Annotated in this window: 12 protein-coding genes; 9 read left to right on the top strand and 3 right to left on the bottom strand. The window is 65.2% G+C overall.

From position 1 onward, the window contains the following. Positions 1–65: 65 nt before the first annotated feature. Positions 66–1,328, top strand: coding sequence for a mechanosensitive ion channel family protein (locus DOM56_RS07660; protein ID WP_110708234.1), 1,263 nt, complete (start codon positions 66–68; stop codon positions 1,326–1,328). Positions 1,329–1,355: 27 nt separating this feature from the next. Here the strand turns inward: DOM56_RS07660 and DOM56_RS07655 are convergent, their stop codons facing one another. Continuing rightward, positions 1,356–2,807, bottom strand: a complete 1,452-nt coding sequence (locus DOM56_RS07655) for a PLP-dependent aminotransferase family protein (protein ID WP_110708639.1) — start codon at positions 2,805–2,807, stop codon at positions 1,356–1,358. A 142-nt stretch (positions 2,808–2,949) separates the two neighbouring features. Here DOM56_RS07655 and DOM56_RS07650 point away from each other — a divergent pair, with 142 nt between their 5' ends. The 7 genes from DOM56_RS07650 to DOM56_RS07620 all read left to right on the top strand — a co-directional run bounded on the left by DOM56_RS07650 (position 2,950) and on the right by DOM56_RS07620 (position 7,776). After that, positions 2,950–3,396, top strand: a complete 447-nt coding sequence (locus tag DOM56_RS07650; RefSeq protein WP_110708233.1) for a GNAT family N-acetyltransferase — start codon at positions 2,950–2,952, stop codon at positions 3,394–3,396. 17 nt (positions 3,397–3,413) lie between these two features. Beyond that, positions 3,414–3,863, top strand: coding sequence for a rhodanese-like domain-containing protein (locus tag DOM56_RS07645; RefSeq protein ID WP_110708232.1), 450 nt, complete (start codon positions 3,414–3,416; stop codon positions 3,861–3,863). 8 nt (positions 3,864–3,871) lie between these two features. After that, entirely contained in the window at positions 3,872–4,621 is a 750-nt protein-coding gene (locus DOM56_RS07640) for a GNAT family protein (protein ID WP_110708231.1), read from the top strand. Between the two features lie 3 nt (positions 4,622–4,624). After that, complete coding sequence (locus DOM56_RS07635; protein ID WP_110708230.1) at positions 4,625–5,272, top strand: FMN-binding negative transcriptional regulator; 648 nt, start codon at positions 4,625–4,627, stop codon at positions 5,270–5,272. A gap of 13 nt (positions 5,273–5,285) precedes the next feature. Then, the gene (locus DOM56_RS07630) at positions 5,286–5,768 is read left to right on the top strand and encodes an OsmC family protein (protein ID WP_110708229.1); all 483 of its coding nucleotides are present in this window, start codon (positions 5,286–5,288) and stop codon (positions 5,766–5,768) included. Then, positions 5,765–6,691: an ornithine cyclodeaminase gene (locus tag DOM56_RS07625; protein ID WP_110708228.1), complete on the top strand. Its 927-nt coding sequence runs from the start codon at positions 5,765–5,767 to the stop codon at positions 6,689–6,691. The genes DOM56_RS07630 and DOM56_RS07625 overlap by 4 nt, the downstream gene beginning before the upstream one ends. Before the next feature lie 137 nt (positions 6,692–6,828). Next, positions 6,829–7,776, top strand: a complete 948-nt coding sequence (locus tag DOM56_RS07620; protein ID WP_110708227.1) for a rhodanese-related sulfurtransferase — start codon at positions 6,829–6,831, stop codon at positions 7,774–7,776. Between the two features lie 76 nt (positions 7,777–7,852). Here DOM56_RS07620 and DOM56_RS07615 read toward each other — a convergent pair whose 3' ends face one another. Both DOM56_RS07615 and glnE read right to left on the bottom strand, forming a co-directional pair. Then, positions 7,853–8,470, bottom strand: coding sequence for a YrbL family protein (locus DOM56_RS07615; protein ID WP_157958182.1), 618 nt, complete (start codon positions 8,468–8,470; stop codon positions 7,853–7,855). Between the two features lie 69 nt (positions 8,471–8,539). After that, positions 8,540–11,500, bottom strand: a complete 2,961-nt coding sequence (gene glnE / locus DOM56_RS07610; protein WP_110708638.1) for a bifunctional [glutamate--ammonia ligase]-adenylyl-L-tyrosine phosphorylase/[glutamate--ammonia-ligase] adenylyltransferase — start codon at positions 11,498–11,500, stop codon at positions 8,540–8,542. A 299-nt stretch (positions 11,501–11,799) separates the two neighbouring features. On the opposite strand from glnE, the gene DOM56_RS07605 reads away from it, so the two are divergent. After that, complete coding sequence (locus DOM56_RS07605; protein WP_110708225.1) at positions 11,800–12,780, top strand: tripartite tricarboxylate transporter substrate binding protein; 981 nt, start codon at positions 11,800–11,802, stop codon at positions 12,778–12,780. Positions 12,781–12,816: the final 36 nt, after the last annotated feature.

The following is a 12,816-nucleotide window of genomic DNA, read 5'->3' as shown; positions in this document are numbered from 1 at the left end:
CGGCGTGCCCATCCATCCCTTCGCAGCGCCATGCCGCCGCGAGTTGCGAACAAGAAAGCAGGTGAATGGAAATTTCCGATAGCGCCACCCATCTCTTCAGTCAATCGCAGGAAGCGCTCGGCCAGTGGCTGCACATCCCTGGCTGGATCGTGCTGCCGGCGCTGATTCTTCTTGCCGCTGTCATCATCGATCTCGTGCTCTACTTCACGCTCAACCGGATGGAGCGTCGCCTGCGCGACTCGCCCCGCCGCTGGGACGATCCCATTCTCCACGGCCTGCGCCTGCCTCTGCGCTGGTGGGTCTGGATCACGGCCTTGATGGTCGGCCTGAGCATCGTCGGTGCGCACTTCCAGATCGAGCGACTGACGACCGTGTTCTCGCGTCTCGGCGCCTTGATCACGCTCCTGCTCGTCGGCTGGGGCGGCATTCGCCTGTTCCGGCGGCTGGAACAGCGGCTGGTGTTCCCTCCGGTCAACTGCCACGCCAAGCCCGTCGACCCGACCTCGGCATCGGCGCTGACAAAGATCGTCGGTGCCGTCCTGATCGTCACGCTGCTGCTGATCGGACTGCAGATCCTGGGCGTATCGATGTCGAGCATCCTCGCGATGGGCGGGTTCGGCGGTCTGGTCATCGGTTTCGCCGCACGGGATGTCATCGCCAATTTCTTCGGCGGCATGGTGGTCCACCTGGACAAGCCCTTCGTGGTCGGCGACTGGATCCGCTCGCCCGAGCGCCAGATCGAGGGCATCGTCGAGGATATCGGCTGGCGCCTTACCACCGTGCGGACCTTCGCCGGTCCGCCGCTTTATGTCCCCAATGCCTGGTTCAGCCAGATTTCGGTCGAGACCCCGACACGGATGGTCAGCCGCCGCCTGTGGGAGACCATCGGCATCCGCTATCAGGATATCGGCAAGATCGAGAACATCACCCACGATATTCGCGACCTGCTACAGCAGCACGAAGAGATCAATCAGGACGAGCTGATCACGGTCAATTTCGTCACCTACGGTCAGTACTCGCTGGACATCATGATCTACGCCTTCACCCGCGAGACGGATTGGCAGCGATTCCACGAGATCAAGCAGGGCATCCTGCTCAAGATTCGTGACATCATCGACCAGCACGACGCCTGCCTGGCCCTGCCGACATCTCGGCTCTATCTTCCCGAAGGCCTGGATCGCGAGGATGGTGAGCGAGGGGGAAACCAGATCGATCGTGAGCGAGAATCGGGTGACGACGACGGCGCTTCCCGCTCCTCCGGCGGTAGACATCGGCCATCCAGGGCCCCGGGGCCCGCCGACGACTCCGAAGGAGAGGGCGACGCCTGAGCCAGGGTCCGGCGAAGGTGTCGCGGGCTAGGACTCGTCAAGCGACGCCAGCGCGCACCAGGTATCGCTCAGCCAGCGGCCAGCCGAAGCGATCTCGATGTCGGTGGCGCCGGCATAACCCAGTACCAGGCCTGGCCGAGCGGGAGAGCGCAGGAAATAGCGTGATAGCGGCGACAGTAGAATTCCCGCCTGCTCCGCCCGGGCGACCAGTTCGGCCTCCAGCGCCGGGCTCTCCAGCTCGGCGACCAGATGCATGCCTGCCGTTCCCGCCGACAGCCTGAGGCCCTTCGCCACAGCCGGAGCCAATGCCTGGCGCAGGGCAGCTTGGCGTTGCCGATAGAGTTCCCGCATCCGCGAGACGTGGCGCGCGAAATGCCCTTCGGTAATGAATGCCGCCAGCGCGGCCTGGGCCACGTACTGACCCTCGCGGTGGAGTCGTGCATTGGCCCGTCGGAACGGCTCGACCAGCAGGTCCGGCAGCACCAGATAACCCAATCGCAGTCCGGGATACATCACCTTGCTGAAGGTGCCCACATAGATGACCGGCGCGTCGTCGACGAGCCCCTGTAGCGAGGCGATCGGCGCGCTGGCATAGCGGAACTCGCTATCGTAGTCGTCCTCGATGATCCAGGCGCCGTGACGCTGGGCTGCTTCGATCAGCGCCGTGCGTCGCTTGAGACTCATCGTCACGCCGCTGGGATACTGGTGCGAGGGCGTCACGTAGATCAGTCGAGGCGTCGCCACCGACGATGGCAGGGCCGCGATCGCCATGCCCTCTTCATCCACCGGGACCGACACGATATCGAGTCCGGCGGCGAGGAAGCAGGCGTGCGCACCGCCGTAGCCGGGCTCCTCCATCCAGACCGTCTCCCCCGTATCGGCAAGCAACCGGGCGATCAGCTCGAAGCCCTGCTGGGCACCCTGAGTCACCAGAATCTGATCGGGCCGACAGCGTACCGATCGCGACAGCCGCAGATAGTCGCAGAGCGCCTCGCGAAGTGCCGACACGCCTCCCCGATGCTGATAGTCGTGCCACTCCAGCGGCGCCCGCTGCTGGTGACGACGCAGCAGCCGCTGCCAGCGCTCACGCGGGAACCGGTCGAGTGCCGGCACCCCCGGTGCGAAGGCGGTGTGACGCTCGCTCAGCAGGCCGCTGATATCGAGAATGCGCTGGCCTCGGGCGGAGAGTGTCGCCGATACGGCCGTCCGCTCCGGCACCGGACGCCTCCCCGCCACCGCCGCCGCGCCCCACTCGGCGACGAAGACACCCGCACCGGGCCGAGTCTCGAGGAAGCCCTCGGCGGTCAATCGATCGACCGCCCCCAGCACGGTATTACGGCCCAGGCCGAGCTCGCGCGCCAGTTGCCGCGACGACGGCAGCGCGCTACCCGGCCTGAGCTCTCCCTGCTGGATCCAATCTCTCAGCGACTGGTACAGGCGCTGGGTCAGGGTCAACGAAGAGGGCGTGGCGAGGCGCATCGTCAACGCTTCGACGATCCACGGGCGATGCACATTGGGCTGTGTCACTGGTCCCCTCGCTATTGCAACAACTGGCTCTTATCGAAGGACCAGCATGACGCCAGACTACTGCCAAGTCACGCCAATCCTGCTGGAGCCCCCCATGACCGACATCCGCATCGCCACCCACGAAGAGATCGACACCATCGCGCCGCTGGTCGATGGCTACCGCCAGTTCTACCGGCAGCCCAGCGATCTCGAGGGCGCCCGGGCCTTTCTTGCCGAACGCGACCGGCGCGGAGACGCTCACCTGCTGGTGGCCTACGACGCCGGCGATACGGCCGTCGGCTTCGCCCAGCTGTTCCCGATACCTTCGACCACCACCCTCGGCTCGCGCTGGATTCTCAACGACCTCTTCGTCGTCCCCGAGGCTCGTTGCCGCGGCATCGGCAGCGCCCTGCTGCAGGCCGCCAGGGAGCTGGCATCCGAGCACGGCATTGCCCAGTTGATGCTGCGCACCCAGGTCGAGAACGCCGCCGCCCAGTCCCGCTACCGCGCGCTCGGCTGGCAACGCGACGATGCCTTCCACACATTTCTGTTGACTGTCTGAACCGCCGGGAGCTCTCAATGACCACGACCTCACTCGTACTCGATGTGCCGCCGGCTCGCCCCGAGCAGAGCGCTTCCGCCATGCGCGACAAGCTCAGGTTTCACACCGATGCCTGGGATCTGGCGATGGATCTCGCCAACGGCATCGAGGAGATCATCGTCATCGATACCCGGCGTCACGATCACTACCTTGCCGGTCATATCCCTGGCGCGATCAGCCTCCCCCATGTCGAGATGACGGCAGAGCGATTGGCATCGCTGGACCGTTCGCGCATCTACATCAGCTATTGCGACGGCATCGGTTGCAACGGCTCCACCTGGGGCGCCTTCAAACTCGCCAGCGCGGGGCTGAAGGTCAAGGAGCTACTCGGCGGGCTGGACTTCTGGAAGCGCGACGGTCATCCGGTTGCCACTGGCCCCAGTGCCGGCAGCCTGCGAGACCATACCCTCACCTCCTGCGGCTGCTGAGACAGATCATGAAACCGACCACCAATGCATACGGCCAGCCCGTGGGCAGCGATATCCCGGACTGGCGCGAGCCACCTTTTCCGGGCCCGACCGTCCTTGAAGGACGCTTCTGTCGTCTGGAGCCGCTCGATCCAGGTCGGCATGCGCCATCGCTATGGCAAGCGTGGCAGATGCCCGACCCCGACATCGCCAACGATCGCGAGGCCAAGGCACGCTGGACCTACCTGGGCGGCCGTGCCTTCGACGATCAGGCGGGGTGCGAGCGCTGGCTGGAGATGATGAGTCGCGACAGCGATCCGGTCTGCTACGCCATCATCGATCCGGCCGAGGATCGCGCCGTGGGCATGGCTACCTACCTGCGCATCGTCCCGGCCGACGGCGCGCTCGAGATCGGTCATCTCAACTTCTCGCCGCGCATGGCACGGACGCCAATCTCCAGCGAAGCGTTGATGTTGCTGATTCGACACGCCTTCGAGCTCGGCTACCGTCGCGTGGAGTGGAAATGCGACGCCCTCAATGCCCCTTCCCGTCGCGCGGCCGAGCGGCTGGGCTTCCGTCTCGAGGGCATCTTCCGCCAGCACCGGGTGGTCAATGGACGCAATCGCGACACCGCCTGGTTCTCGATCGTCGATGAGGAGTGGCCGGCCATCCGCGAGAGCCATCGCCGCTGGCTCTCGCCGGACAACTTCGATGCCGAGGGGCGCCAGCGCCAGTCGCTGGCCGAAGTGACGGCGACCCTATCTTCCGACGGAGGCTGAATCGTGTACCAGCCGAATTCGTTTCGCCTCGACGATACCGCAGCAATGGAGAGAGCCATCGACCAGGCCCCGTTCGCGACCCTGATCACGCCGGGGCGCGACGGCGACTTCGAGGCCGATCACCTGCCGCTGCTGCTCGAGGCGGCCGGCAGCGAGTCGACGCCTCGTCGACTGCGCGGCCATATCTCGCGTGCCAACCCGCTGGCCGACGCACCGGGCGCCAAGGTCTCCACCCTCCCCGCCCTGGCCATCTTCCATGGTCCGCAGGCCTACGTATCGCCAAGCTGGTATCCGGCCAAGCGCGAGCACGGCAGGGTCGTCCCGACCTGGAACTATCAGGTCGTGCACGTTCGCGGTCGCCTGCGCCTGATCGACGACCCATCCTGGCTACGTGAACTGACGGGCGTGCTGACCCGCCGCTTCGAACGTGGTCGACCCGTTCCCTGGTCGATCGACGATGCGCCGGATGACTACATTGCGGGGATGTGTCGTGCCATCATCGGTGTCGAGCTGACCGTCGAGCGCATGGAGGGCAAGCGCAAGGCGAGCCAGCACAAGCCGAGAGAGGAGCGCGAGGCGATCTTCCAGGGCCTTCGCGGCGAGTACGGGCACACTGTCGCCGACGCCACGATTCTCAGCGGGATCGACTAGAAAGGAGAGTGCCATGTCCCACTACACGGCCACCATACGCTGGCGCCGCCAGCCGACGGAGGGATTCACCGACGGTCGCTATAGCCGGGGGCACGAATGGCACTTCGACGGTGGTGTCACCGTTGCCGCCTCTGCTTCCCCCCACATCGTCCCGCTCCCCTACTCGGTCGAGGCCAACGTCGACCCCGAGGAAGCCTTCGTCGCGGCGCTCTCCAGCTGCCATATGCTGGTGTTTCTCGGTATCGTTGCCAAACGACGCTTCGTCGTCGAGCGCTACGAGGACAGTGCCGTCGGCGTGCTGGAGCAGAATGACGCCGGCCAGTTGGCGATGACGCGGGTCACGCTGCGCCCGGCGGTGACGTTCTCCGGCGAGCGCCGGCCGACGCCTGAACAGCTCGAGACGATGCACCACCAGGCCCATCGGGGCTGCTTCATCGCCAACTCGGTCAAGACCGCCGTCGTCACCGAGATCGTCGAACCCCGAGAGACCCCATGACCCGACTGATCACCTATACCGAAGCCCGCGACCAGCTCTCCTGGACCGGCGCCGTGGAAGCCCTGCGCCAGGGCCATCTCGCAGCCCGGTCGGAGATCGACGACACTTTCCTGGGGCCTGCCGACAAGACCTTGCTCAATCGCTCCTGTTTCATCCCCGGTATCGGCTATGGCGCCAAGGCGGTCACCGTCTTCGACGGCAATGCCGCCCGGGGCCTGGATACCGTCCAGGGCGCCATGCTCTATTTCGCCCCGGATGATGGCCGGTTGCAGGCGATCATCGAGAGCCGGCTGGTCACCGAGATCAAGACGGCCAGCGACTCCGTGCTGGGTGCGCTACTACTGGCCCGCCGGGATAGCCGCCATCTGCTCGTCTGCGGTGCCGGCAAGGTCGCGGCCAGCCTGATCGAGGCGTACACCGCTCTGTTCCCCGGCCTCGAGCGCATCAGCCTGTGGAACCGGACTCACGACAAGGCGCGAGCACTCGCCGGCGCCTGTGAAGCTCGCGGCCTGAACGTGACCGCGGTGAGCGACCTGGAAGCGGCGGCAAGGTCGGCGGATATCATCGCCAGCGCCACCATGGCGCGAACCCCGTTCCTCCGGGGCGAGTGGATCGCGCCGGGCACGCACGTCGACCTGATCGGCGCGTTCAAGGCTGACATGCGGGAAGCGGACGATACGCTGCTGCAGAAAGCGCGGCTGTTCGTGGACAGCCGTGAAACCACGCTCGGCCACATCGGCGAGCTGAAGATCCCCCTCGCCGCCGGTGTCATCGCCGAGGAGGACGTCCTTGGCGACTTCTACGATCTGCTCAGCGGACGTGGGGGCCGACAGAACGAGGCCGATATCACCCTGTTCAAGAATGGTGGCGGCGCCCACCTCGACCTGATGATCGCCCGCTGTATCGCCGACACCACCCGGTAGCCGCGCCCTCCTCTGCGACGGTCGGTCACTGGACGCCAACGCTCAGCGGCGTAAAATGCGCGGCGATCATCGGCGCCACCGTGGCGCCACCCCAACCCGGTCCGCCCTTTGCGAGGGCGACTACCAGGAGTCGAAGCATGTCATCAAACGATCCCGCGATCGTGGTCGCGGCGTTGTATCAGTTCGTCACTCTCGACGACTTCGAAGCCCTGCGCGAGCCGCTGCTCGCCGAAATGCAGCATCTCGATGTCAAGGGCACGCTGCTGCTTGCCAACGAGGGCATCAACGGTACCGTTTCCGGCACCCGCGATAGCATCGACGCGCTGCTCGGCTGGCTCAAGCGCGACGCGCGTTTTGCCGAGCTGGGCCACAAGGAATCCTACTGCGACGCCCACCCGTTCTATCGCACCAAGGTCAAGCTCAAGCGCGAGATCGTGACCATGGGCGTACCGGACGTCGACCCGAACCGCCGCGTCGGGACCTATGTCGAGCCGGAAGACTGGAACGCGCTGATCGACGACCCCGAGGTGCTGGTCATCGATACCCGCAACGACTACGAAGTGGCCATCGGCAGCTTCGAGGGCGCGGTCGACCCCAGGACCAAGTCCTTTCGAGAATTCCCGGCATACGTGAAACAGCACTACGATCCCAGCCGCCACAAGAAGGTGGCGATGTTCTGCACCGGCGGTATCCGCTGCGAGAAGGCGTCGAGCTTCATGCTCAACGAGGGCTTCGAGGAAGTCTTCCACCTCAAGGGGGGCATCCTGAGCTATCTGGAGCGGGTGCCGGAGACACAGAGTCGCTGGCGCGGCGACTGTTTCGTGTTCGATAACCGGGTCACCGTCCGCCACGACCTGAGCGAGGGCGAGTTCGAGCAGTGTCATGCCTGTCGCATGCCGATCTCCACCGCGGATCAGTCATCGGACAAGTACACGCCGGGGATCAGTTGCCCCCACTGCTGGGATTCGCTGCCGGAAAAGACGCGCGCCAGCGCCCGCGAGCGGCAGAAGCAGATCGAACTGGCCCGAGCCCGCAACCAGCCGCATCCGATCGGCCGCAACCCGCGCGAAACGTCGAACGCTTGACGCTGGATGCAAAACGGCCTCCCGATCGATTCGGGAGGCCGTCATTCGAACCCCGATGGTATCGCCGGGGCCCGGCTCAATGCGCGCTGCGCACCAGCTCCTTCCTGTCCGGTTCGGGCAGCAGGCCGTAGCCACTCAACTTGGCAAAGAAACGTCGCATGCGCCGATCGACTTTCTGACGCGCGAACCAGGGCCAGACGTTGGCCAGCGGCATGAAGTCCGGATTGGAGACGCCGTCGATCAGCCACAGCCGCCGAGAACCGTCGGCTAGGCGCTGGCAGACGATGTTGCGGTCGTTGATGTCGGACGGCACGATCCAGTTGTCGCGAAGATAGTGATACAGCCCCTGCAGTTCGTCGGCGAACGCATGGGTGGCGAACCAGGCCGTATCGCCCCGATCGCGGCACTGTCGAATGGTGGAGGAGATCTGGCCATCGGCATCGGTCACCAGCTCAAACACCAGCCCGGGACCCTGATCCGTCTCCACCGATCCGAAATATTCCGGGACATGGCGCCAGTCGTCGAGGCCTCGCGCCTTCAGAATGTCGAAATAGGTCCGCTCACGCTCGTTCTGGTGACTTCCGCGCTCGGGGAACCGAGGCACCTTGATACAGCGCTCGGGCCGTTCCGGATGCCGATAGATCGCCCGGTCGTTGCCGTGGGCAATTTCGTTGAGATGGGAAAGTCGGTGCAAGGTGGGGCCACTCCGAGCCGTAACACAGGCGTCATGACCCGTTAATATTACATTAATCAAACGGCGTTTTCATTGATCTTTCGTCTCATCGTCGGACTCCGGGCGCATCCAGCGATCCCACAGCCGGGAGACAGTAGCGCGATGATCGGCAAAGGCCTCCCCCGCCACCAGGCTTCGCTTCTTGGCCAGTGCCGCCCGATGACTGGCGTCGCGGTAGGCCAGGTAGGCCGCCTGCAGATCGCGGGCATCCTGTTCGGGTAACCTGCCGCTCTGGGCCAGCGCATCCATCAGCCGCATGTTGTCGGTCACGTCGAGCAGGGCCGGCGTCGTTGCCGACAGGGCCAGAACGGCATATTGGTTCATGAACTCGATGTCCACCAGGCCACCGGCATCCTGCTTGAGGTGGAACTGCCCCGCCTCTCTCGCCTGGGCGCCGCTACCCAGATGCTCGCGCATCTTGTGCCGCATCCCGACCACTTCACGCCGCAACTCTGCGCAGTCGCGCTCTCGCCCCAGCACTTCCCGCCGGACGGCCTCGAAACGCTCGCCCAGGGCCTCGTCACCGGCCACCGCTCGCGCGCGGACCAGCGCCTGATGCTCCCAGATCCAGGCCTCCTTGCGCTGATATTCGGCGAACGCGTCCAGCGACGAGACCAGCAACCCGGCGTTGCCCGAGGGACGCAGGCGCATGTCGACCTCGTAGAGCGTGCCGCTGGGCGTGGTGACGGTTAGCAGATGGATGATCCGCTGGCCCAGGCGGGTGAAGAAGACCAGGTTGTCGATCGACTTGGCGCCGTCGGTAACGCCCCGCGGCGCGGCGTCGTAGAGGAACACCAGATCGAGGTCGGAGCCATATCCCAACTCGATGCCACCCAGCTTGCCGTAACCGACGATCAGGAAGCTCGCCTGACTCGACGACTCCCTGGCGCTGGGTTGGCCGTAGCGTGCCGCCAGCGAGCGCCACGCCATTCGCAATACGCTATCCAGCACCACCTCGGCGATCGCGGTCAGGTAATCGCTGACCTTCATCAACACGCGCCCCCCGGCGATATCGGAGGCGGCGACCCGCAGCACCTGGGTCTGCTTGAGGACCCGCATCGCCTCCAGCCAGCTCTCCTCGTCGTCTTCGGGAATCCTTGCCAGCGTCTGGCGCAGCTCATCCGCCAGCCGCTGCTTGTCGGCCGGCGAATAGAGCGTCGCGGGGGTCAGCAGCTCATCGAGCAGGATGGGATGGCGGGCCAGCTGTTCGGCGATCCAGGGGCTGGCCGAGCAGAGCCGGACCAGCGAGGGCAACACCTGCGGATTCTCGCGCAGCAGCGACAGATAGGCGGTACGCCGGAGTACCGCCTCGATCAGCGGTAGCACGCGCTCGAGGGCCACGCTCGGCATATCGCTCTCCGCCGCCGCTTCCAGCAGCAGTGGCATGACGGCGTCGAGCCGCTCGTAGCCGATACGCTGCATCGACTTGACGCCGCGGGAGTCTCGAAAGGCGCTAAGACGCCGCAGTGAATCGGGCAGCTCGAAGCCTGCTTCCGCCAGCGTTCGCTCCGCCTCGGCGTCGTCCATCTCCCCCTGCCAAAGCTGCCGCCAGGCGACATCATGCCGGCCCGTCTCCTCCGCCTGGGACGGCGATTCGTCATCGGGGTCGGCGATCACCGCGTCGAAATGACGTCGTACCCGCTCCCGGCAGGCCGCAAGCGCCTCTCTCAACGCATCCCAGTCCGGCATCCGCATGGCCATTGCCAACCTCGCCTGGTTCTCCGGGTCGCCCGGCAGCGTCTGCGTCTGCCGGTCCTGCTGCGCCTGCAGCGCATGTTCCAGATCCCGCAGGAAGACGTAGTCCTCCCGCAGCTCGTCGACCACCGCCTGCGGCAGCAACTCCAGCGTGACCAGTTGCGACATGGCGTCTCGCAGCGAGGTGACCTGGAGTTCGGTATCCCGACCGCCACGGATCAGCTGGAACGCCTGGACCACGAACTCGACCTCACGAATCCCGCCTCGTCCCAGCTTGATGTTATCGTCTCTTCCCAGCCGCTTGACCTCACGATGGATCATCGCCTTCATGTCGCGCAGCGACTCGATCGCGCCGAAGTCGAGATACTTGCGGTAGATGAAGGGCTTGAGCTCGCCGAGCAGCCGGTAACCGGCATCGATGTCGCCGGCGACGGGCCGCGCCTTGAGCATGGCGTAGCGCTCCCACTCGCGCCCCTGATCCTGGTAGTAGCTGGTGAAGGTGTTGAAGCTGCCGACCAGCGGCCCGCCATCGCCCAGCGGACGCAGTCGCATATCGACCCGGAACACGAAGCCGTCGGCGCTGATCGCGTCCAGCGCGGCGATCAGCTTCTGCCCCAGCTTGGTGAAATACTGCTGATGCTCGTACTCGCGTTCGCCCCCGTGGGTGGTGCCCTTTTCGGGAAACGCGAAGATCAGATCGATATCCGAGGAGAGATTGAGCTCGCCGGCGCCGAGCTTGCCCATTCCCAGCACGATCAGGCGCTGGGGCGCGCCGTCGGCGCTTGGGGCGGGCGTCCCCCAGCGGGCCGCGAAATGTCCCTCGAGCCACCCCAGCGCTCCCTCGAGGCAGATTTCCGCCAGCTCGGAGACGGCGCGGGCGGTCTGCCACATGTCGGCACCGTTGAGGTCGCGCCAGACGATGCCGAGCATGCGCGCCTGACGGAAACGGCGCAGGACGCGGTGGAGCGCCTCCTCGCTCTCCGCCTTCGCCAGCGCTTCACCCAGTACCTCCTCGAGCCGTGCCCGGTCCGGAGCGGCTTCCAGCTCGCCCATCTCCAGCGCGGCGGGCAGCAGCGCCGGGCGTGTGGCCAGGGCATCCAGCGCGAAATCCGACAGCAGCACCACGCGGGCGAGTTCGCCCCCCCGGGTCTCGTCCAGCGACCGCCACGCCTCGACGACCGCCGGCTCCACGCTGGCGCCTAACGCCTCCTCCAACCGCTGCCTGGCTTCGCGCCTGGCACTTTCCAGCGCCGCGGGAACATCCATATCGGCAAACCAGCACTCGGGTAACGGCATCAGGGGCTCCAGGCAGGCGATGGGCGGGTCAACGCGGATAGGCCCGACCAGCATAACGAAAGCCTCTAGCGAGACCCAAGCGACGAAGGTCGTTGCCTACGTGCCGATGCCCCGACCGATTGGCGCAGTCGCTCGGCCAGATGCACGGTGTCAAACCAAGGTTGTATTACATCGTACGAATAAACCGACTACAAAGGCACAAGCCAATCAGCCGGGTCCAGGTGCACTCCTCCAACCACAAGCGCTCCTCGATCTACCGACCCCGCTCTCGAAGTCCACCCACTGCCAAGGATTACCTCATGACGTTCAAGAAAACCCTGCTGGGAATCGCCTGCCTGGCATCACTGACGGTAGGCACCGCCCAAGCCGACTTCCCGAATCGGGATATCCGCGTCATCGTGCCGGCAGCCGCCGGCGGCGGTACCGACGCCATCGTTCGCAAGGCCTCCAACATCGCCGAAGAGTCGCTGCCCGTCTCGATGTATGTCGAGAACGTGGAAGGCGGCATGACGGCAACCGGCCTGCTCCAGTTGATGAAAGCGCGCCCGGACGGGCAGACCATCGCCGCGATCACCTACGACAGCATCATCACGATCCCGTGGAAGAACATGCTGCCCGGCTTCGACATGGACAAGATGCGCATGATCGCGCGCATCACCAGCGAAGCCGATGCGATCACCGTGCCGGAAAACTCTCCTTACAAGACGCTGGATGACCTGATTGCCGCGGCCAAGGAAAAGCCCAACAGTATCCGCGTCGGCATCCAGAACATGGGGGCCAGAACCCATCTGACGCTGCTGCAGCTCCAGGAACAGACCGGCGCCAAGTTCAAGATCGTCTCCTACGACAACAGCGCAGCGTCGCAAAAGGAAGCCCTGCTCAACGGCGAAGTCGATGCCGTCGTCACCAGTCTCGGCGATCTGGCACCGCTGATCGAGTCTGGCCAGGCGCGCGGTCTGGTCGAATTTTCCGATACCCAGAATGAAGGCTTCCCCAATGTACCGCCGGTCACCGAGACCGATACCGGCCTCGATCTGCAGATGGGCAGCTTCATCATCATGGTGGCCCCGGCGCGTACGCCGAACGACGTGATCGAAAAGCTGGAAACGACCTATCACAAGGCTTACGAGAGCGACGAGTTCCAGCAGTGGCTGAAAAAGATCGGTGTGACGCCCGCCTGGCTGGGAGCCGACGAGGTGACCCAGTGGGCGACCGATACCCAGCAGCAGCTCTTCAACACCATGGACGATCTGGTCGACCAGGGCGTGCTGGAGAAATAGGCCACCCTCATTCGATTCCACTCACTCTGCGCCATG

The organism is Salinicola sp. CR57 (assembly GCF_003206585.1).
Classification (GTDB): Bacteria; Pseudomonadota; Gammaproteobacteria; order Pseudomonadales; family Halomonadaceae; genus Salinicola; species Salinicola lusitanus.
Note: the sequence above shows the minus strand (reverse complement) of the source record. Positions and strands in the feature narration are given on the sequence as shown.

Bases quoted from the DNA above. Each gene is read 5' to 3' on its own strand.
- DOM56_RS07660 (WP_110708234.1), top strand. From the start codon at position 66: ATGGAAATTTCCGATAGCGCCACCCATCTCTTCAGTCAATCGCAGGAA.
- DOM56_RS07655 (WP_110708639.1), bottom strand. From the start codon at position 2,807: ATGCGCCTCGCCACGCCCTCTTCGTTGACCCTGACCCAGCGCCTGTAC.
- DOM56_RS07650 (WP_110708233.1), top strand. From the start codon at position 2,950: ATGACCGACATCCGCATCGCCACCCACGAAGAGATCGACACCATCGCG.
- DOM56_RS07645 (WP_110708232.1), top strand. From the start codon at position 3,414: ATGACCACGACCTCACTCGTACTCGATGTGCCGCCGGCTCGCCCCGAG.
- DOM56_RS07640 (WP_110708231.1), top strand. From the start codon at position 3,872: ATGAAACCGACCACCAATGCATACGGCCAGCCCGTGGGCAGCGATATC.
- DOM56_RS07630 (WP_110708229.1), top strand. From the start codon at position 5,286: ATGTCCCACTACACGGCCACCATACGCTGGCGCCGCCAGCCGACGGAG.
- DOM56_RS07625 (WP_110708228.1), top strand. From the start codon at position 5,765: ATGACCCGACTGATCACCTATACCGAAGCCCGCGACCAGCTCTCCTGG.
- DOM56_RS07620 (WP_110708227.1), top strand. From the start codon at position 6,829: ATGTCATCAAACGATCCCGCGATCGTGGTCGCGGCGTTGTATCAGTTC.
- glnE (WP_110708638.1), bottom strand. From the start codon at position 11,500: ATGCCGTTACCCGAGTGCTGGTTTGCCGATATGGATGTTCCCGCGGCG.
- DOM56_RS07605 (WP_110708225.1), top strand. From the start codon at position 11,800: ATGACGTTCAAGAAAACCCTGCTGGGAATCGCCTGCCTGGCATCACTG.